18 protein-coding genes and 1 pseudogene are annotated in these 20,365 nt (G+C 62.6%); 15 read left to right on the forward strand and 4 right to left on the reverse strand.

Features of this window, described 5'->3' with window-relative positions; genetic code table 11:
* Nucleotides 1-14: 14 nt before the first annotated feature.
* The 3 genes from nuoN (at nucleotide 15) to KI609_RS07755 (ending at nucleotide 2,377) form a co-directional block, all read left to right on the forward strand.
* Nucleotides 15-1,508 carry an NADH-quinone oxidoreductase subunit NuoN gene (gene nuoN / locus KI609_RS07745; protein WP_226448758.1) on the forward strand — a complete coding sequence of 498 codons (1,494 nt, stop codon included), beginning with the start codon at nucleotides 15-17 and terminating at the stop codon, nucleotides 1,506-1,508.
* A gap of 62 nt (nucleotides 1,509-1,570) precedes the next feature.
* Nucleotides 1,571-1,876 carry a DUF2818 family protein gene (locus tag KI609_RS07750; RefSeq protein ID WP_226448760.1) on the forward strand — a complete coding sequence of 102 codons (306 nt, stop codon included), beginning with the start codon at nucleotides 1,571-1,573 and terminating at the stop codon, nucleotides 1,874-1,876.
* A 24-nt stretch (nucleotides 1,877-1,900) separates the two neighbouring features.
* Nucleotides 1,901-2,377 carry a DUF1178 family protein gene (locus tag KI609_RS07755; RefSeq protein WP_226448762.1) on the forward strand — a complete coding sequence of 159 codons (477 nt, stop codon included), beginning with the start codon at nucleotides 1,901-1,903 and terminating at the stop codon, nucleotides 2,375-2,377.
* Nucleotides 2,378-2,566: 189 nt separating this feature from the next.
* On the opposite strand, the gene KI609_RS07760 is transcribed toward KI609_RS07755, so the two are convergent.
* Entirely contained in the window at nucleotides 2,567-4,390 is a 1,824-nt protein-coding gene (locus KI609_RS07760) for an ABC transporter transmembrane domain-containing protein (protein WP_226450235.1), read from the reverse strand.
* A gap of 268 nt (nucleotides 4,391-4,658) precedes the next feature.
* On the opposite strand from KI609_RS07760, the gene KI609_RS07765 reads away from it, so the two are divergent.
* The 5 genes from KI609_RS07765 (at nucleotide 4,659) to KI609_RS07785 (ending at nucleotide 9,378) form a co-directional block, all read left to right on the forward strand.
* Nucleotides 4,659-5,429 (forward strand): ABC transporter ATP-binding protein, encoded by a 771-nt coding sequence (locus tag KI609_RS07765; protein ID WP_226448764.1) that lies wholly within the window; start codon nucleotides 4,659-4,661, stop codon nucleotides 5,427-5,429.
* 13 nt (nucleotides 5,430-5,442) lie between these two features.
* Nucleotides 5,443-6,150 (forward strand): ABC transporter ATP-binding protein, encoded by a 708-nt coding sequence (locus KI609_RS07770; protein WP_226448766.1) that lies wholly within the window; start codon nucleotides 5,443-5,445, stop codon nucleotides 6,148-6,150.
* 78 nt (nucleotides 6,151-6,228) lie between these two features.
* A complete protein-coding gene (locus tag KI609_RS07775) occupies nucleotides 6,229-7,428 on the forward strand; it encodes an ABC transporter substrate-binding protein (protein WP_226448768.1) in 1,200 nt (399 codons plus the stop codon).
* Nucleotides 7,429-7,481: 53 nt separating this feature from the next.
* Nucleotides 7,482-8,366: a branched-chain amino acid ABC transporter permease gene (locus KI609_RS07780; protein ID WP_226448770.1), complete on the forward strand. Its 885-nt coding sequence runs from the start codon at nucleotides 7,482-7,484 to the stop codon at nucleotides 8,364-8,366.
* 13 nt (nucleotides 8,367-8,379) lie between these two features.
* Complete coding sequence (locus KI609_RS07785) at nucleotides 8,380-9,378, forward strand: branched-chain amino acid ABC transporter permease (protein ID WP_226448772.1); 999 nt, start codon at nucleotides 8,380-8,382, stop codon at nucleotides 9,376-9,378.
* Between the two features lie 176 nt (nucleotides 9,379-9,554).
* Here the strand turns inward: KI609_RS07785 and KI609_RS07790 are convergent, their stop codons facing one another.
* Nucleotides 9,555-10,724, reverse strand: coding sequence for a lipocalin-like domain-containing protein (locus KI609_RS07790; protein WP_413463383.1), 1,170 nt, complete (start codon nucleotides 10,722-10,724; stop codon nucleotides 9,555-9,557).
* A 20-nt stretch (nucleotides 10,725-10,744) separates the two neighbouring features.
* A pseudogene (locus tag KI609_RS07795) lies at nucleotides 10,745-11,799 on the reverse strand (PLP-dependent cysteine synthase family protein).
* A 113-nt stretch (nucleotides 11,800-11,912) separates the two neighbouring features.
* Here KI609_RS07795 and KI609_RS07800 point away from each other — a divergent pair.
* Complete coding sequence (locus KI609_RS07800; protein ID WP_226448774.1) at nucleotides 11,913-12,899, forward strand: IS5 family transposase; 987 nt, start codon at nucleotides 11,913-11,915, stop codon at nucleotides 12,897-12,899.
* A 172-nt stretch (nucleotides 12,900-13,071) separates the two neighbouring features.
* Here KI609_RS07800 and KI609_RS07805 read toward each other — a convergent pair whose 3' ends face one another.
* Complete coding sequence (locus KI609_RS07805) at nucleotides 13,072-14,247, reverse strand: glycerophosphodiester phosphodiesterase (protein WP_226448776.1); 1,176 nt, start codon at nucleotides 14,245-14,247, stop codon at nucleotides 13,072-13,074.
* A gap of 268 nt (nucleotides 14,248-14,515) precedes the next feature.
* Between KI609_RS07805 and gdhA the strand changes: the two genes are divergently transcribed.
* From gdhA to KI609_RS07835, 6 genes are all read left to right on the forward strand, one after another.
* Nucleotides 14,516-15,859: an NADP-specific glutamate dehydrogenase gene (gdhA, locus tag KI609_RS07810; protein ID WP_226448778.1), complete on the forward strand. Its 1,344-nt coding sequence runs from the start codon at nucleotides 14,516-14,518 to the stop codon at nucleotides 15,857-15,859.
* A 144-nt stretch (nucleotides 15,860-16,003) separates the two neighbouring features.
* Nucleotides 16,004-16,840 (forward strand): alpha/beta hydrolase, encoded by an 837-nt coding sequence (locus KI609_RS07815; RefSeq protein ID WP_226448780.1) that lies wholly within the window; start codon nucleotides 16,004-16,006, stop codon nucleotides 16,838-16,840.
* 181 nt (nucleotides 16,841-17,021) lie between these two features.
* Entirely contained in the window at nucleotides 17,022-17,240 is a 219-nt protein-coding gene (locus tag KI609_RS07820) for a hypothetical protein (RefSeq protein ID WP_226448782.1), read from the forward strand.
* Nucleotides 17,241-17,397: 157 nt separating this feature from the next.
* Nucleotides 17,398-18,648, forward strand: coding sequence for a multidrug effflux MFS transporter (locus KI609_RS07825; RefSeq protein ID WP_226448784.1), 1,251 nt, complete (start codon nucleotides 17,398-17,400; stop codon nucleotides 18,646-18,648).
* A complete protein-coding gene (miaA, locus tag KI609_RS07830) occupies nucleotides 18,635-19,708 on the forward strand; it encodes a tRNA (adenosine(37)-N6)-dimethylallyltransferase MiaA (RefSeq protein WP_226448786.1) in 1,074 nt (357 codons plus the stop codon). The genes KI609_RS07825 and miaA overlap by 14 nt, the downstream gene beginning before the upstream one ends.
* Complete coding sequence (locus tag KI609_RS07835; RefSeq protein ID WP_226448788.1) at nucleotides 19,705-20,355, forward strand: ABC transporter ATP-binding protein; 651 nt, start codon at nucleotides 19,705-19,707, stop codon at nucleotides 20,353-20,355. The genes miaA and KI609_RS07835 overlap by 4 nt, the downstream gene beginning before the upstream one ends.
* Nucleotides 20,356-20,365: the final 10 nt, after the last annotated feature.

The following is a 20,365-nucleotide window of genomic DNA, read 5'->3' on the forward strand; positions in this document are numbered from 1 at the left end:
CTGAGAGATTAGAGATGATTGACAACATCAGCTGGCTAGCGATTTATCCTGAGATTGTGCTGTTGACGATGGCCTGCGTCATCGCATTGGTCGATCTGGGGATCAACAGTAAACGCCGTACAGGGACCTACGTATTGACAATGCTCACGCTGGCCGTGGTGGCCGCGTTGCAGGCAATGTATGCCAGCAGTGGCAACACGTTCTACGGCTTTGGCAACATGGTGGTGAGCGATGCCATGGGCAATTGGCTCAAGTGTTTTGCGACCGTGGCGATGATGGCGACCTTGGTTTATGGCCGCCCTTATGCCGCAGATCGAGACATGCTGCGCGGCGGTGAGATGTTCACGCTGGCGATGTTCGCGCTGCTGGGCATGTTCATCATGATCTCAGGCAACAACTTCTTGGTGATTTACCTGGGGCTGGAGTTGCTGACGCTGTCGAGCTACGCCTTGGTGGCCTTGCGCCGCGACAACGCCACGGCAACAGAAGCCGCGATGAAGTATTTCGTGTTGGGTGCGATGGCCAGCGGGTTCCTGCTGTATGGCCTGTCCATGATCTATGGTGCGACGGGCTCACTCGACATCGGTCAGGTGTTCAAGGCGGTCAACGCCGGTCAGATCAAACACCAGGTGCTTGTGTTTGGTCTGGTGTTTGTCGTGGCTGGTCTTGCTTTCAAGCTGGGCGTGGTGCCATTTCACATGTGGATTCCAGATGTGTACCAGGGCGCTCCTACGTCCATCACGCTGATGATCGGCGGGGCCCCGAAACTGGCGGCGTTTGCCATCACGATTCGGTTGCTGGTGGATGGTTTGCTGCCGTTGGCGATCGACTGGCAGCAGATGCTGGCGGTGCTGTCGATTGGCTCGCTGCTGGTGGGTAACTTGGCGGCCATTGGCCAGACCAACCTCAAGCGCATGCTGGCTTATTCGACCATTTCGCAGATGGGTTTTGTGCTGTTGGGCCTGATGTCGGGTGTCATCAACGGCAACGTCGATGCGGCAGCTGTTGAAAGCGCTTACAGCGCGTCGATGTTCTACGTGGTGACCTACGTGCTGACTACTCTGGCTGCGTTTGGTGTAATTTTGTTGCTCGCCCGCGAAGGGTTTGAGAGCGAGGAAATTTCTGATTTCGCCGGTCTCAACCAACGCAGCCCGCTTTATGCCGGCGTGATGGCTGTCTGCCTGTTCTCGATGGCCGGGATTCCTCCGATGGTTGGGTTCTACGCCAAGCTGTCGGTGTTGCAGGCGTTGGTCGCATCGGGGCAGCCTTGGTACATTGCCATGGCGGTGTTTGCCGTGCTGATGTCATTGATTGGGGCTTTCTATTACCTGCGGGTCGTGAAAGTCATGTACTTTGATGTCCCTCTGACCGCTTCCAACGTGTCGGCCCCGGTCGATGTGCGTGTGGCCCTGTCTATCAACGGCGCGTTGGTGTTGGGACTCGGGTTGTTGCCTGGTGGCCTGATGTCGTTGTGTGCCGATGCCATCGTGCGCGCACTGGCAACCTGAGTCTGCATTTCGCGTTTCGTGCCCTCGTTGTAGTCCGACAAACCTACTGATTCGATTTCTCTGTGTCTCTTACCGGGTCTGTCTGGCTGGTCATCGTGGCCGCCTTTATTGCCGCCAATCTGCCTTTTGTCAATCAGCGCTGGATGGTGGTGGGCCCAGTGGCGCCCGCAGGGAAACCGTTGATCGTGCGGGTGGTTGAGTTGATCGTGTTGTATGCCTTGGTTGGGGTACTCGCGCTGGTTCTGGAGCGGCGGGCGGGGCAGGTTGCCCCTCAGGGCTGGGAGTTTTACGCGATCACCGGGACGATGTTTCTTACCCTGGCTTTTCCTGGTTTTGTGTATCGGTACCTCCTGCGCCGTCGTGGGTGAAGGTGCCTGTGCCAGCGTGCTCCCATGAAGGTGCTTGACCTCCAATGTCGGTTGGGTCACGTCTTTGAGGGATGGTTTGCATCCGAAGACGACTACCTGGGTCAGAAGCAGCGCGGCCTCCTGCAATGCCCGTTGTGCGCAGATGATCACATCGAAAAACGGTTGAGCGCGCCGAGGTTGAATCTGGGCAGTCGCGATGTGACCGAGCCAGCGAAGGCCCCCGTCCCATCTTCTGCGCCTGCGCCAACTGTTGCGGACACAAAGGCCGAATCCATGGCGCTACAAGCCGCGTGGCTGAGTCTGGCGCGCAAGATTGTGGCCCACACTGAAGATGTTGGGCATCACTTTGCGCAGGAGGCCCGGCGCATGCACCATGGCGAAGTGCCAGAGCGCGGCATTCGCGGCCATGCCACGCCTGACGAAACGGTGCAGTTGCTGGAAGAGGGCATTGCGGTCCTGCCGTTGCCACTGCCTGAGGCTGCAAAAGAAACGCTGCAGTAATAGCCCCTGCCATTGCCGCTTGCTGCCCGGCAGGCGGCTTGGTAAGTGTATTCAGCCTTTTCGCCTTGTAGCGCTTTATCTATAGGCACTTGCTGCTATCAATATGATAGATGCCTCACGCGACTGCGCCTCCATTGAATAGGTGCCAGCAAGTTAGCGGTGTGAGGGCCATGGTGCTTGCACCCGTGTTCACACCGTGAACTGCAAGGCTGCAAGTCGCGCATACACGCCGCCTTGCGCCAGCAAACTGCTGTGGGTGCCTTGCTCGACGATGCGCCCTTGTTCCAGCACCACGATGCGGTCGGCGTTTTGTACGGTCGCCAGGCGGTGCGCAATCACCAGGGTGGTCCGCTTGCCCGTGTGGCGTTGCATGGCGGTGTCCAGGGCCGCTTGCACCATGCGCTCACTTTCAGCATCCAGCGCGCTGGTGGCCTCGTCCAACAGCAACAGCGGCGGGTTTTTCAACATGGCCCGGGCAATGGCGATTCGCTGGCGCTGACCACCCGACAACCGTACGCCGCGCTCGCCCAAGAAGGTGGCGTAGCCTTCAGGCAGCGCTATGAGAAAGTCGTGTGCAAATGCGGCCTTGGTGGCGGCCATGACCTCGTCATCGGTCGCATCGGGGCGCCCGTAACGGATATTTTCCATGGCTGATGCAGAGAAGATCACGGCATCTTGGGGAACGGTGGCGGTGTGGGCACGCAGCGTCTCCAGCGACATCTCGCGAATGTCTACGCCATTGAGCCGGATGCTCCCTGGTGAACGACCGTGTAGCGCCGGGTCCACATCGTAAAAACGCTGCAGCAGCTGAAATACCGTGGTTTTCCCTGCGCCGCTGGAGCCCACCAACGCCACCGTTTCGCCGGGCGCCAGGCGCAGCGTGAAATCATGCAGCGCTGGTTGGTCGGGACGTGAGGGGTAGTGGAACAGCACGTTGTCAAACTGCACCTCCAGGCCCTGCCCTGACGGCGGCAGTGTTTGGGGGGGGATTGGGTCTGCCACAGGCGAGTGGCTGGAGAGCAACTCCATCAGGCGTTCGGTGGCGCCCGCTGCACGCAACAGGTCACCGTACACCTCACCGAGCACCGCCACTGCGCCGGCCAGCAGCATGACATACACCACCGTCTGCCCGAGGTGCCCGGCACTCATCTGGCCTGCCAGCACGGCTTCGGTGCCCCGGTACAGGCCCCAGAGCAGAAGCCCGGCATTGGCGATGATGATGAAGGCCACAAGAATCGCCCGGGCGCGGGTGCGCTTGATGGCGACCTGGAACGCGTTCTCTGTCGCCAGCCCGAAACGGGCGGATTCACGCGATTCTGCGGTGTAGCTTTGCACCACGGGCACGGCATTGAGCACCTCGGCCGCGATGGCACTGGAGTCCGCCACGCGGTCCTGGCTGTCGCGCGACAGGCGCCGCACCCGGCGACCGATCCACATCGTGGGCAAAACCACCAGCACCACGGCCAGTAGCACGACCGACATGACGTAGGGGTTGGTCCAAACCAGCATCACCAGCGCGCCTACGCCCATCACGGCATTGCGCAGCCCCATCGACAGAGACGAACCCACCACGGTCTGCACCAGGGTCGTGTCGGCGGTCAGGCGCGAAAGCACCTCACCGGTCTGGGTGGTCTCAAAGAACTGCGGGCTTTGTCGAAGCACGTGGCTGTAGACGGCGTTGCGCAGATCGGCAGTGACGCGCTCACCGAGCCAGCTCACCGTATAAAAACGCGCGGCAGAAAACACACCCAACGCAATGGCTACCCCGAAGAGGGCCTCGAAATGCCCGCGCAGCGCCATGGCCTGCGTGCCCTTGTCCGCCGATATTCCGGTGAGCCCACCGTCAATGAGGCTGCGCAGCGCGAGCGGAAACACCAAAGTGGCCAGCGCTGCCAATACAAGGAACACCCCTGACAGAGCGATCTGAACGCGATACGGCCGCAGGAACGGGAACAGGCCGGTGAGTGACCGCGGGGCGCCACGTGCGGGTGTGGGAGAGGGAATGGATGCCATGGCGGCAGTGTAGGGCTCCATGGTGTCCCGTGCCGGGCCCCATCGTGAACATGTCTGCAGCGGGTGCCGGGTGCCTGAGATGTCTGCATCGAGACGGCAGGAGGGCGCACGGCGGCAGCGCATTTTGCGCATGTAGGCATTTATACATAGGCATTAGTCCCAGTATCTGCGGCAGGGCAGGCACGCATACCATGCAAACCATTCCACACACGCGGAGACCTTGTTGCAAGGCTCCACATTGAGCACCTAACAGAGCGGCCAAGGCGCAATGAGCGACGTCATTCTCGAAACCACCAGCTTGACCAAAGAGTTCAAGGGCTTCACCGCCGTGAGCGATGTGAACCTGGCCGTCCGCCGGGGCTCTATCCATGCGCTGATTGGTCCCAACGGCGCGGGCAAAACCACATGCTTCAACCTGTTGACCAAGTTCCTCGAGCCCACATCGGGTGCCATACGGTTCAATGGGCACGACATCACGCGTGAGCGTCCTGCTCAGATCGCGCGGCGGGGGGTGATCCGCTCCTTCCAGATCTCGGCTGTGTTTCCTCACCTCACGCTTTTGGAGAACGTGCGCTTGGGGCTGCAACGCAAGCTCGGCACGTCGTTTCACTTCTGGCGCAGCGAGCGCAGCCTGCGCCAGCTCGATGACCGGGCCATGCAATTGCTGGCCGAAGTGGGACTGGAAGACATGGCCGACGAAGTCACGGTCAACTTGCCCTATGGCCGCAAGCGTGCGCTCGAGATTGCCACCACGCTGTCGATGGAGCCCGAGCTGATGCTGCTCGATGAGCCCACGCAGGGCATGGGCCATGAAGACGTGGACCGCGTCACGCAGCTCATCAAGAAAGTGTCCGCCGGGCGCACCATTTTGATGGTCGAGCACAACATGAAGGTGATCTCCACCATCGCAGATCGCATCACGGTGCTGCAACGCGGGGCCGTGTTGGCCGAAGGGCCTTACGCTGAAGTGTCGAACAACCCCCAGGTGATGGAAGCGTACATGGGCACAACCGACGGCCAACTGCAGGGAGCGCACTGAGATGAGCACCAGCATGACCCCCGCCCTTGAAATCAAGAACCTCGAAGCCTGGTACGGCGAGTCGCACGTGCTCCACGGGGTGGACATGGTGGTACAGCCCGGCGAAGTGGTGACGCTGCTGGGCCGCAACGGTGCCGGCCGCACTTCGACCTTGCGTGCCATCATGGGGCTGACTGGTGCCCGCAAAGGTTCCGTCAAGATTGGTGGCGTGGAAACCATTCAGATGCCCACACACCGCATCGCGCACCTGGGTGTGGGTTATTGCCCAGAAGAGCGGGGCATTTTTTCCAGCCTGTCGTGCGAGGAAAACCTGCTGCTGCCGCCCACGCTCAAGACCGGCATACAAGGCATGTCGCTCGACGAAATCTATGCCATGTTTCCCAATCTGGCTGAGCGAAAAAATAGCCAGGGCACGCGTCTTTCGGGCGGTGAGCAGCAGATGCTGGCGGTCGCCCGTATTCTGCGCACCGGGGCCAATTTGCTGCTGCTCGATGAAATATCCGAGGGCCTGGCTCCCGTGATTGTGCAGGCGCTGGCCCGCATGATCACCACCTTGCGCGCCAAGGGGTACACCGTGGTGATGGTGGAGCAGAACTTCCGTTTTGCAGCGCCATTGGCAGATCGGTTTTATGTCATTGAACACGGCACCGTGGTCGAGCATTTCGGTGCCCATGAACTCGAATCCCGCATGCCCGTGCTCAATCAGCTGCTGGGCATTTGAGCCCGGGTTTCTGCTGCTCCGTTGTCCAATGACTTTCCTCCCGTTTTTGTTTTCCAACCGTCGATAAGGAGACTCCGCATGAAATACAAGCACACCACTCTGGCACTGATGCTGGCCGCTGCAGGCCTGGCCACTGGCGCGGCGCACGCGCAGGAAAAGGTCGTCATCGGATTTGTCTCCGACATGTCGAGCCTCTATTCGGACGTAGAAGGCAAAGGGGGCGCCACGGCCATCCAGATGGCCATCGACGATTTCGGCGGCAAGGCGCTGGGCCAGCCGATCCAACTCTTGACGGCAGACCACCAGAACAAGGCAGACATTGCAGCCTCCAAGGCGCGCGAGTGGATCGACACCCAAGGTGCCACCATGATTTTTGGCGGCACCAACTCGGGCACGGCATTGGCCACGGCGAAGGTCGCGCAAGAGAAGAAACGTGTTTACTTCAATAACGGTGCCGGTTCGTCCGCGCTGACCAACGAGGCTTGCACGCCCTACACCGTGCACTATGCCTATGACACGGTGGCGCTGGCCAAGGGCACGGGCGGCGCGGTGGTGGACACGGGTGGCAAGACCTGGTTCTTTCTGACGGCGGACTATGCCTTCGGCCACTCGCTGGAGAAAGACACCAGTGCCGTGGTGGAAGCCAAGGGCGGCAAGGTATTGGGCGCCGTGCGTCACCCACTGAACGCGTCGGATTTCTCGTCGTTCCTGCTGCAGGCGCAAAGCTCCAAGGCACAAATCCTGGGCCTGGCCAATGCGGGCGGCGACACGATCAACTCCGTCAAGGCCGCCAAGGAGTTCGGCATCGACAAGACCATGAAAGTGGCCGGTCTGCTGGTGTTCCTGAGCGACATCCACAGCCTGGGTCTGAAGAACACCGCCGGCTTGCTGCACACCACCAGCTGGTACTGGGACAAGGACGATGACTCGCGCAAGTTTGCCGACAAGTACTTTGCCAAGATGAAGCGCATGCCCACCGATGTGCAGGCAGCCGACTACTCGGCCACCATGACGTACCTGAAAGCCGTGGCTGCCGTGAAGACCACCGATTCCGACAAGGTCATGGAATACATGAAGAAGACACCGATCAATGACTTCTTCGCCAAGAACGGTGTGATCCGCCCTGACGGCCGCATGGTGCATGAGATGTACCTGGTCGAGGCCAAGCAGCCCGCTGATTCCAAGAAGCCCTGGGACTACCTCAAGATCGTGAAGAAGCTGCCCGGCGAAGCGGTGTTCACCACCAAGGCCGAGAGCAAGTGCGCGCTCTGGAAATAACGCCTTCTTCCACCGATCTGATTTGACCTGACCTTCCACGACCTGTTTCGCCCATGGAAATCTTTGGTATCTCATTGCCAGGCTTGCTGAGCCAGCTCCTTTTGGGGCTGGTGAATGGCTCGTTCTATGCAATTCTCAGCCTGGGGCTCGCCGTGATCTTCGGCCTGCTCAATGTCATCAACTTTGCGCATGGCGCGCTGTTCATGATGGGGGCCGTGGTGACCTGGATGGCCATGAACTACTTTGGCATCAGTTATTGGGTGATGCTGATTGTGGCGCCGCTGGTCGTGGGGGCGTTTGGCGTGGTCATCGAACGCCTGCTCCTGCGCTGGATCTACAAGCTCGACCATCTCTACGGCCTGCTGCTCACGCTCGGGCTCACGCTGTTGATCGAGGGCGCGTTCCGCTCGGTCTATGGGGTATCGGGCCTGGGCTACGACACACCCGATCTGCTTTCGGGTGGCACCAACTTGGGCTTCATGTTCTTGCCCAACTACCGTGCCTGGGTCGTGGTGGCCTCGGTCACCGTGTGTCTGGCCACCTGGTTTGTGATCGAGAAAACAAAACTGGGCGCCTATCTGCGCGCAGGCACCGAAAACCCGCGCCTGGTCGAAGCGTTTGGTGTGAATGTGCCTGTCATGGTCACGCTCACGTATGCGTTTGGCGCTGCGCTGGCCGCGTTTGCGGGGGTGCTGTCCGCCCCGGTGTACCAGGTCTCGCCACTGATGGGACAAAACCTGATCATCGTAGTGTTTGCGGTGGTGGTGATTGGGGGCATGGGCTCGATCATGGGATCGATCCTGACCGGCCTGGGCCTCGGAATCATCGAAGGTTTCACCAAAGTTTTCTATCCTGAAGCATCGTCCACCGTGGTTTTTGTGATCATGGTGATCGTGCTGCTGATTCGCCCCGCCGGCCTGTTCGGCAAAGAAAATTGACGGGGCCCTCCACATGAATCTCAAGAATCTTGCTGTTGTAGGCTATGGCCTGCTGTTCGTCGGCTTGCTGCTGGCGCCGTTTTTTGGTGCCTATCCGGTGTTTGTGATGAAGCTCATGTGCTTCGCACTGTTTGCTGCGGCATTCAACCTGTTGCTGGGCTACACCGGCATGTTGTCATTCGGTCATGCGGCGTTTCTGGGCGGTGCCGCTTATGTCACCGGCCACGCCATCAAGGTGTGGGGCCTGACGCCTGAAGTCGGTTTGTTGCTGGGTACGCTTGGTGGCGCTTTGCTGGGGCTGATCGTGGGCTTTTTCGCCATCCGGCGCACGGGCATCTATTCGACCATGATCACGCTCGCACTGGCGCAGATGCTGTTTTTTGTGGCGCTCCAGGCTCCGTTCACTGGCGGTGAAGATGGTTTGCAATCCGTGCCACGCGGCAAGCTGTTTGGCTTGGTCGACCTCCAAAACGACCTGGTGCTTTACTACATCGTGATGGCCATCGTGGTCGCTGCTTTCCTGCTGATCGTGCGTACGGTGCATTCGCCTTTTGGCCAGGTGCTCAAAGCCATCAAAGAGAACGAGCCACGCGCCACCTCGCTGGGGTACGACACCAACCGCTACAAGCTGGTGGCGTTTGTGCTGTCGGCCGCGCTCTCGGGCCTGGCCGGCGCGTTAAAAACCCTGGTGATGGGTTTCGCCACGCTCAGTGATGTGCATTGGACTTCATCTGGCCACGTGGTGTTGATGACGCTGGTGGGCGGCCTGGGCACGCTCTCTGGCCCGATCATCGGTTCTGCGGTCGTCGTCTTGCTCGAGAACAAGCTGGGCGAGGTGGGCCACTTCCTGGCAGGAGTCACCCACATCGAATGGTTCAGCACATTGGGTGAGTCGGTCACCATGGTCACCGGGTTGATCTTTGTGATCTGTGTGCTGGCTTTCCGCCGGGGCATCATGGGGGAGATCATTGCCTGGCTGGTGCGCCGCCGAGGTGGAACCCCCAAACCCTGACGGGGGCACTCCGTTCCGCCGGGGCTTGTCCGAAGGCCCCCGGCGGGTTCATGTTGACCCGTTGTTCAACCCCGTTCACGGATTCAACGCACCGATTTGTCCCCATCGAACTCGGCGTGCGGCCTCAGATCGTGAACACGTTCTGAGACAGCGTGCGGGCCAATCACCGGGCGTTTTCACAATCGCAATGGTTTGCCATAGCCTGTGAGTTCGAGATAACCCCGCCCCACGCTGAGGCCCGCCGGGTTCTGCAGATCCGACAAACCTTCCCAATAGACCGCGCCGGTAGAGCTGCTGCTGTCGAGCTCCTGGTTGTCCAGCAGCGCGTTCACTGCAAAGGTTCCTGCGGGCGTTTGCACCTGCCATTGCACCGGGTAGCGCGCGCCACTACGCGGGCTGGTCCACCACCGCAAGGGGGTGAACGCCACAGACTGCGCCCCAAACACCTGCACCGGCTGCCCGGGCGCCCGCCACGATCCACCCGCCCACAACGCAGTGCCGTCAGCCCGCCGCAGGCGGAAGGCCGTCAGCGCGCTGCCGTCGTGCAGGTTCATGCCGATCCAGTCCCACCCCTGGGCTTCAGGGTGCAGCAGCGCTTCGCTCCATTCGTGGTCCATCCAGGCACGGCCTGTGTCTGGCCCAACCGCCATGCGTTTGTTGCCCACCTGCAAGGTACCGCTGACGGCGAGCTGGGGCTGGCTGTAGTAGTAGCTGGCCTGCTCGGCGTCCGGCCCCTTGCGGGACAACCCCTGCTGCCCCTGCAGCAGCAACGGTTGGGTGCTGTCAAACACCAGATCCAGCCCAAACTCGCGGCCCACAATGCGGGTGGTGTAGCGGCTGGCCGTGAAGTCTGGCTTTCCGCGTGCCGTGTCACTGCGCTCCAGCGCCCAGTCCTGCAGGCGGATGCGGGTGTCGGCCTCACTGGCCTGCGCCACCCCAAAACCGGCACGCGCAATCCGCTGGTCGTGCAACAGCCGCTGGCCGCGCACATCGGTGATGGCGGCGTGCGCAAACAGCAAGTGCTTGGCCGCAAAGGCCGACTGCAGCTGCTGCGTGCCATCGACCCGCGAGCGAAAGAACGTGATCTGAAACCCCCATGGCTGCCCCTGCGCCTGCACATGGCCGGTGATGTACCACCACTCGGTGCGTAGCTCCGGGTGGCTACCGTGGTCACGCGGAAAGCTCAACGCGCGTGCGGGCAAGGCATGCGCGGCATGGGGCAACCACTCCGCAGTCCCCACGGCCGCCAGGCCCCAGGGCATCTGCTGGGCCAGCCACTGTCGGCGCGTGACCATGGGGCCTGGGGGAGCCAGCAAAGAACCGGAGGGCAACGCAGAAGAGGGCATGGTGCGGTGCTTGGCTGGCATCAGCCGATCAGGCCGTCTATCTTCTGCTGCGCTGCCGAGCAATCACCAAATGTGCGGTCCACCCACGCCGTGTCGAAATAGGTGGGCAGGTAGCGCTCGCCCGCATCGCACAGCAGCGACAAGATGGAGCCGCGCTCGCCCCGCTCACGCATCTCGCAGGCCAGCGTGAGCATGGCCACAAAGTTGGTGCCCGTGGACGGCCCCACGCGCCGCCCCAGCAACCGCGACAGCGCGCGCATGGCGGCAATGGACTCGCAGCCGCCACATCCACCATGCGGTCCACCAGCGTGCGGATAAAGCTCGGTTCCACACGCGGGCGGCCAATGCCTTCAATGCGCGATCCCGGGGCCGTCAGCGTCGCGTCACCCGTGCGGTGATAGGCGCTGAACACCGACCCCGCCGGGTCGGCCACACACACTTGCGTGGCATGGCGCTGGTAACGCACATAGCGGCCAATGGTGGCGCTGGTGCCCCCCGTGCCTGCACCCACCACGATCCAGCGCGGCACCGGGTGGCGTTCGCGCACCATCTGCGTGAACATGCTCTCGGCGATGTTGTTGTTGCCCCGCCAGTCGGTCGCGCGCTCGGCATAGGTGAACTGGTCCATGTAGTGGCCGCCGGTCTCCTCAGCAATCGCACGGGCCGCGTCATACACCGCGCCCGCGCTGTCCACAAAGTGGCAACGCCCGCCATGGAACTCGATCTGCGCGATCTTTTCGGGCGAAGTGCTGCGCGGCATCACCGCCACAAACGGCAGGCCGAGCAGGCGCGCAAAGTAGGCCTCACTCACCGCCGTGGAGCCGCTGGAGGATTCGACGATGGTCGAGCCCTCATGCACCCAGCCATTGCACAGCGCGTACAGGAACAGCGACCGCGCCAGCCGGTGCTTCAAGCTGCCCGTGGGGTGGGTGGATTCGTCCTTGAGGTACAGGTCAATGCCATGCGCGGCAAACGCGGTCAGGCGCAGCGGGATCAGGTGGGTGTCGGCACTGCGCTGGTAGTCGGCTTCGATGCGGGCGATGGCTTCGTGGAGCCAGGGGGAGGGGAGAGTCATGGGGCGTGTTCAAGCAGCGGTCGGTGGAATTGCTGGAGCGTATGCCTAGGGATTCTCTGCACGAATCCCTGTGAGATGTGATTGAACAGGCCTGAAGCCCAGACAATAAGCGCATGAAGCAAAGCAGCCTGGGCCTGAGCAATACCATCAAGCGCACACGCAAGCGCGAGTTCCTTGATGCGATGGAGTTGGTGGTGCCCTGGGCCGAGTTGGTCTCGCTCATTGAGCCCTACGCCCCAGAGATCGGACGCCGGGGCCAGCAGCCCTTTGCGGTGCAGACCCTGCTGCGTATCCATTTCATGCAGCAGTGGTTCAAGCTTAGCGACCCAGCCATGGAAGAGGCACTGCACGACGTGCCAGCCTTTCGGGACTTTGCCGGCCTGTCTCACTGGGACGAACACATTCCCAGTGAATCGAGCATCCTGCGTTTTCGGCATCTGCTGGAGCGCCACAAACTGGCCGATCAGATCCTCGCTACGGTCAATGCCCTGCTGCAAGCCAAAGGGCTGCAACTCAAAGCAGGCACGGTGGTGGATGCCACGCTGATTGCGGCGCCGACGTCCACCAAGAATGAAGGCAAGGCACGAGACCCCGAGATGCATCAAAGCAAGAAGGGCAACGAGTGGTACTTTGGCATGAAGGCTCACATTGGCGTGGATGCGGATTCAGGCCTGGTGCACAGCGTGCGCGGCACCAGTGGCAATGTGAACGACGTGATAGAAGCCAACAGCCTGCTGCACGGGCAAGAAACGGATGCCTTTGGCGATGCGGGCTACCAAGGAGTGGACAAGCGGCCCGATGCCAACAAGAACGTGCGCTGGCATGTAGCCATGCGCCCGGGGTTGCGCCGGGCTTTGGACAAAAACAAGCCTGTGGATGCGCTGATCGACCAACTTGAACGCACCAAGGCCAGCATCCGGGCCAAGGTGGAGCACCCGTTCAGAGTGCTCAAGCAGCAGTTCGGGTACGTGAAGGTGCGCTACCGGGGGCTCATGAAGAACACGGCGCAGATCGTCACGCTGTTTGCGTTGGGCAATCTGTGGATGGCAAGGCACAAGTTGCTGGCCTGCATGGGGCAGGTGCGCGTGCAGGGGGCTTAATGCCCCGCGAAACCGGGCAATGGCCCTCGCGCAGCGCCTGCCGGGAGTACCCAATGACCCAACGCGGGCGCTGTCTTAGTTCGGGCATCGCTACGGCACAGCCAGAACCGATTCGTGAAGAGCTTCCCTAGCTGAAGAAAAGATCACACAGACAGGCGCTGTCCTTTGCCCCTTAGTTATCCCGCGCGGCCTTGGCGACGTCCGCAAAGTCGCTGAAGACGCCGTCCACGCCCAGGTTGTAGAACAGCCGGTATTCGGCCTTGGGGTCGCCCTTGAAGTCCGATGCCAGGCGCTTGGCTTCGTTGCGGAAGGTATACGCGTGCACAAACAGACCGGCGGCATGGGCGTTCTTGACCACATCGGTGGCGGACATCATGACGCGGTCGCGTTCGTCAATCACGCCGTCGCCATTCAAGTCATCGGCCTTGCCATCCTTGTTGGCATCGACCTGCTTGGACGGGATGAGGTAGGGCTTCCAGGGGCCCACGCCGTCGGCGTAGGTCTTGACCTCCTTGAGGCCCGCTGGCGTGAGCAGGCTGGCGAAGGTGCGCGCGTCACCCGCCACGGCGAAATCATAGGGTTTGTCGTAGGGCGCTGTCAGGTCCATGCTGCCGTCGGGGTTCACGTCGTTGGCATCCACCAATTGCACAAGGCGCACCTGTGTCTTGGTGCGCAGGTACTTCAGGTTGGCGACTTCAAACGACTGCACGATCACCGGCGAGCTTTTGGCGGTGTAGCCGTATTTGGCCAGGGTGGCGAGAAGCCGGTCTTCCAGCGGCAGGCCCAGCTTGGCGTGAAACGTAGGGTGCTTGGTTTCGGGGTACACGCCCACCGTGCGCCCGGCCTTGGCGCCCTCGCTCTTTGCGAGATCCAGCACTTCGTCCAGCGTCGGGATCTGGAACTTGCCGTTGTACGACGGGTCGCGGTCTGACAGCGGCTGCACGGCGCGCAGCGTCTTGATCTCGGCCAGCGTGAAGTCCGAGGCAAACCAGCCCTCTTCCGTCACCCCATCCACCACCTTTTTGGTCTTGCGGCTGGCGAACTCGGCCCGGGTGGACACATCGGTGGTGCCGGTGATGTTGGGCTCGTGCCGGGCCACCAGCACGCCGTCTTTGGTGGCCACCAGGTCGGGTTCAATGAAGTCGGCGCCCATCTCGATGCCGCGTTTGTAGCCCTCCAGGGTGTGATCGGGCAGATAGCCCGCCGCGCCCCGGTGGCCAATGACCAGCGGCTTGTCACCGTTCAGCGTCGGATATGGCGAATCATCATTGCCGCCACAGGCCACCAGCGTCGCCGCCAGGGCCGTCACCAAGCCAACCACCCCCCACTTTGCTGCAGATGCATGCATGTTTTTCTCCTTTTTGGTTATGGAACCGTCGAACTGTGGCGCCACCACATGACGGGACGGTGACAGCAAAAACACGGGTTTTCGCACAGATTTGGTGACTATCACGCCTCCAGATTGCACCAATTTGCAGCATTTCGCCAAAAAAATCCCCACGGCTGGGCAGAGGTATGCGCATAAACGTATAACTTTTGAACATAATCCCCATGCTGCAGCGCGCCAAGCCTGCCAACCAGACTCGATTTTTTTGATGCAGAAAGCCTTTTGACCTATGAAACACGCGTCCGCCGAAAGCTTCCTGGCCCATGTGGCTCTTCGCAATCCTGGCCAGCCTGAATACCTGCAGGCCGTGACCGAGGTGATGGAAAGCCTGTGGCCCTTTATTGAAAAGAACCCGCGTTACGCAGACCACGGCCTGCTCGAGCGCCTGGTCGAAGCTGAGCGCACCGTCATGTTCCGCGTGTGCTGGACGGACGATCACGGCACCGTGCAGGTCAACCGTGGCTACCGCATCCAGCACAGCATGGCCATTGGCCCCTACAAGGGCGGCCTGCGCTTTCACCCCTCGGTGAATCTGTCGGTGCTCAAGTTCCTGGCGTTCGAGCAGACCTTCAAGAACGCGCTGACCACGCTGCCCATGGGCGGCGGCAAGGGCGGTGCTGACTTTGACCCCAAGGGCAAGAGCCCCGCAGAAGTGATGCGGTTTTGCCAGGCGTTTGCGTCCGAGCTGTTTCGCCACATCGGTGCCGACACCGACGTGCCGGCGGGCGACATCGGGGTGGGCGGGCGCGAAGTGGGCTTTATCGCTGGCATGTACAAAAAGCTCAGCAACCGCGCCGATTGCGTGTTCACCGGCAAGGGCCTGTCGTTTGGCGGCTCACTGATCCGCCCCGAAGCCACCGGCTATGGCACGGTGTATTTCGCCCAGGAGATGCTCAAGACCCGCGGCAAGTCGTTTGACGGCCTGCGCGTGTCGGTGTCGGGATCCGGCAATGTGGCGCAATACGCCGTGGAAAAAGCCCTGGAGTTGGGCGCCAAGGTCATCACCGTGTCCGACTCCAGCGGCACGATCATTGACGAAGAAGGTTTCACGACCGAAAAGCTCGCCATCCTGATGGACGTGAAGAACCACCACTACGGCCGCGTGAGCGACTACGCAGAGCGTACCGGCGCGCGGTTTGAAGCGGGCAAAACGCCCTGGCATGTGCCCGTGGACGTGGCCCTGCCCTGTGCTACCCAAAACGAGCTGGACGCCAAAGACGCAGCGACCCTCATCAAGAACGGCGTGCTCTGCGTCGCAGAAGGCGCCAACATGCCCTCGACCATCGAGGCAGCCAAGGCGTTCGAGGCTGCGGGCGTGCTTTACGCACCGGGCAAAGCCAGCAATGCCGGTGGCGTGGCCACCTCGGGCCTGGAAATGAGCCAGAACGCCATGCGCCTGAACTGGACCGCCGAAGAAGTGGACAACCGCCTCTTGATGATCATGCAAGGCATCCACGCCGCCTGCCTCAAGCACGGCACACGCGCCGACGGCAGCGTGAGCTACATCGACGGCGCCAACATCGCCGGCTTCGTGAAGGTGGCCGACGCGATGATCGCGCAGGGCGTGGTGTAAGCACTGGGGGCAAGCCCCCCCCTTGTGGCCCCATGGGGCCACAAGACAGTCCATGCGACACAAGGCAGCCCCCTGGGGTAATCGCTTAAAGGGCCCAGCCTGCCGCGCCAGAACTTCCGGGCCGTGGCAGAGTCAGCCCTGTTCATGAAAAGACTGCTCCTCCTCTTGACCGCCGTCGTGCTGGCCATCGGTGTCACCGCCGGTTGCGCCACCCTTGACGCCAAACAGCGCGAGTGGATCTTTCAGCCCAGTGACCGTAGCTGGGGCGGCGCCCCGTCCACCGAGGGCATGGAGGATGTGTGGATCGCCTTCCAGTCAGGCATCACCCACCAGGCAGAGCGTCTGCATGGCCTGTGGCTGCCCCATGCCCGTGCCGATGCACCGGTGATGCTGTATCTGCATGGTGCACGTTGGAACGTTTCTGGTTCGTCAGGTCGCATCCGGCGCATGCAGGCGCTGGGCTTTTCGGTGCTGGCCATCGACTACCGGGGGTTTGGCCAAAGCAGCGCCGGCCTGCCGTCTGAAGCCACCGCCACCGAAGACGCCCACGCGGCATGGCGCTGGCTGGCACTGCACGAGCCGGGCAAACCCCGCTACATCTTTGGGCATTCGCTGGGGGGAGCCATTGCGATCAATCTGGCCCGCGATGTGCCCGACGAGCAAGGCACGGTGGTCGAGGGCACCTTCACCAGCATTGCCGATGTGGTGAGCGGCTTCAAATGGGGCTGGCTGCCTGTGTCCGGCCTCATCACACAGCGTTTTGAATCCATCCGCAAGGTGGCAGACATTGGCTCGCCGCTGCTGGTGGTGCATGGCAGCAACGACAGCCTCATCCCCGCGCAGCTGGGCCGCCAGCTGTATGACGCCGCACAGGAACCCAAGCGGTTTGTGCTGGTGGAGGGCGGCTCCCATTACGACACCAACGCCGTGGGCAACGGGTTGTATCGCGAGGCGATGGCCAGCCTGTTCAAGCTCCGGTAGCGCAGGGGCGCTGGCGAGACCCCGCAGCGCTGGGCACGGGCCTGCGCGACCCGCACACATGCTCTGACCCGCAGCGATGCCCCTGACTCTGCCTTGAACTTTGCCGTTGTGGCAGCATGTTCAGGCATTGGCCACCATGGCCCGTGATGGCCCGTCACACGACCTATCCAAGTCCAACCAAATGAAAACCATTGACGAGATGCTGCACCTGGATCTGCTGACCACCGAGCAGCACGGCCAGATCAGTGCATGGATTGCGCGGTCCGACTCCCCCGACGAGATTTTGAAGATGCCAGCGCCGCTGTGGCAGGCGGTGGAACGGGCCAGCGGTGTCATGGGCATAGACAGAGACCTGCTGCGCCCTCCGTCTTTTGATGCCACCGATGTCTTGCCAGGTTAACGAGGACGCTAGAACGGCACCCGGGCATTGCAGGGGGCACCTCGGGCACTGACGGCCATCGGCTCCCGCCAGGCGCTTCGCAACGCGCGCTGCAGGGCCCGGCGAGGGGTGCCTTGCAGGCAGCCAAAACAGCGGCTTCTGGTACGCTCAGACGGATATGTCTGCCCCTTCCGCCACCGCAACGCCCGAAGGCGCTGCGCCCGCCTCCGCCTTAATCCAGCCTGGCCTGGCCATTGTGGTGCTGGCCATGCTGCTCAGTATCCAGCCCGTCACCACCGACCTTTACCTGCCCGCGTTACCCGCCCTCACGCGCAGCCTGAACGCGCCCATGGCGTTGGCCCAGCTCACCCTCAGCGGGTTGCTGCTGGCCTTTGGCTGCTCGCAGATGGTGTGGGGGCCGCTGTCGGACCGCTTTGGCCGTCGCCCCATCTTGCTGGCCGGATTGGGTATTTACACCGTGGCCTCTTTGGGCAGCGCGTTGGCCCCCACCATGGGCCTGCTGATTGCCTGGCGCATTGCCCAGGGTGCTGCCATGGGCGCGGTGGTGATGTGTGCGCGGGCCATCGTGCGTGACCTGTACACACCGCTGGATGGCGCACGCGCCATGTCCAAGGCCCTCACCGGGTTGGGCATCGTGGCCTGCATCTGCGCCCCTCTGGGCGGGCTGCTGAGCGAATGGCTGGGCTGGCGTGCAGCGCTGCTCGCCCTCACCGCGTATGCCGTAGCCACGCTGGCGCTGGTGGCGTTGCGCCTGCCCGAAACGCTGGCGCAAGCCAACCCCAGGGCGCTGCAGCCTCGCGCTCTGGTCGGCACCTGGCGCCAGGTGCTGCGCAGCCCGACCTTCTGGGCGTTTTCACTGCAGACCACGGCCACGTATGGCGGCCTGTTCACGTTTCTCGCGTCGTCGTCGTTTGTGTATATCGACGTGCTCGGCCTCACGCGCACGCAATACGGCTGGGCCATGGCATCGGCCTGCCTGGCCTATTTTGGCGGCACCATCCTGTGCCGCCGCCTGCTTGCCCGCTTTGGCTTGCTGCGCACCGTGGCCATTGCCGGCGGGCTGAGCGCCGGCGGCGGCACGCTGATGGCGCTGGTTGCGCTGGCAGGCTGGCACCAGCCCTGGGCCTTGTTGCTGCCCTTTTATCTGTTCATGCTCGGCCACGGCATTCACCAGCCCTGCGGACAAAGTGGTGCGGTGGGGCCTTTCCCCAAGGCCGCGGGCGTAGCGTCTGCACTCAACGGTTTCATGATGATGCTGGCAGCCTTTGCGATTGGCGGCTGGCTGGGCGTCAGGCTGGATGGGACCATCTGGCCCCTGGTCCATGGCGTCTGGTTCTGGTCGGTGTTATTGGCGCTGATTTCATGGACGCTGGTGCAAAAATTTGGAGCGCCCCGTGACCACGCCTGAGCCACCTGACCCACAACACAAGCTGCCCACCATTGCGCTGGCGGGCCCCACGGCATCGGGCAAAACAGCGGGCGCCCTGGCACTGGCTGCAGCGCTCGCCCAACACGGCCAGCCGGTGGAGATCATCAGCGTGGATTCCGCACTGGTCTATCGCGGCATGGACATCGGCACGGCCAAGCCTTCGCACGCGGAGCGCGCGGCGGTGCCCCACCACCTGATCGACATCCGCGACCCGCTGCAGGCTTACAGCGCTGCAGAGTTTGTGCAAGACGCCACGCGCCTCATCGCCGAGATCCGTGCACGCGGCGCGTTGCCGCTGCTGGTGGGCGGCACCATGCTGTATTTCAAGGCACTGTTCGACGGCATTGACGACATGCCCGCCGCCGACCCGGCCGTGCGGGCCCGGCTTGAAGCGCAGGCCGCTGAACAGGGCTGGCCCGCTCTGCATGCCGAGCTGGCGCTTGTCGACCCCGTGACCGCGGCGCGCCTGGCCCCGGCCGACAGCCAGCGCATTCAGCGCGCCCTGGAGGTGTGGCACATCTCAGGCCAACCCCTGTCGAGCTTTCACACTACAAAAAAAGGAGCTACTAGCGCAGACAGCACAAGCGCTAGCGCCCTTTTTTCTTTGGAACCTGATGATCGCAGCTGGCTGCACGGGCGCATCGCGCAGCGGTTTGACACCATGCTCGACGCCGGTTTCATCGACGAGGTGCGGGCGCTGCGCGCGCGCGGTGACCTGCACGCAGACCTGCCCTCGATGCGTTGCGTGGGCTACCGCCAGGCCTGGGAAGAGCTGGACTTTCAGGCCATGCGATCCACCACCGTACCGGGCACACCGCTGAACGTGGCCTATCTGCGCGAGCGCGGCATTGTCGCCACCCGCCAGTTGGCCAAGCGCCAGATCACCTGGCTGCGCAGCATGCCCGACCGCCACGTGATCGCCTGCGACCAACCCCAGGCGATGGACCATCTCGTGCATGCCGTGCTGCAACGCCTGGGTCGTGCCGCGCCCGTGGATCAAGGGGCTCAACGGAAGCACCTGGAGCATTCCGCCCCATGACACAACTGCGCGTGCAGGGCCTGGGCAAACACTACGGGGCAACGCCCGTGTTCTCCAACGTGGATTTTGTGGTGGAGCCGGGTGAGTTTGTCGCCATCGTGGGCGACTCGGGCGTGGGCAAGTCCACGCTGCTCAACTGCCTGGCGGGCTTGGACACCTGGGACACCGGCCACATCACCCACGCAGACGTGGGCCTGGGCCCACTCACCGATACCCAGCGTGCGTTATGGCGCCGCGCCCACGTGGGTTTTGTGTTCCAGGCGTTTCACGTGCTGCCGCATCTGGACGTGGCGCAAAACGTGGCACTGCCGCTGATGCTGTTGGGCCGCAACGATGCGGGCCGCGTGCAGCAAATGCTCGCTGCCGTCGGGCTGGCAGAGCTGGGCGAACGGCTGCCACAGCAGCTCAGCGGCGGCCAGCTGCAGCGCGTGGCCATTGCCCGTGCGCTGGTGCCCCGCCCCGCCCTGCTGCTGGCCGACGAGCCCACCGGCAACCTCGACCCCACCACCGCCGCCCGCGTGATGGACCTGCTGCTGGCGCAGACGCGCGAGCATGGGGCATCGCTGGTGCTGGTCACGCACTCGGATGCAGCCGCGGCGCGGGCCGACCGGGTGCTGCGGCTGACGGCTGGCGGCATTGCTGCGTAGGCCACTAACC

Source organism: Acidovorax radicis, assembly GCF_020510705.1.
GTDB classification, from domain to species: Bacteria; Pseudomonadota; Gammaproteobacteria; order Burkholderiales; family Burkholderiaceae_C; genus Acidovorax; species Acidovorax radicis_A.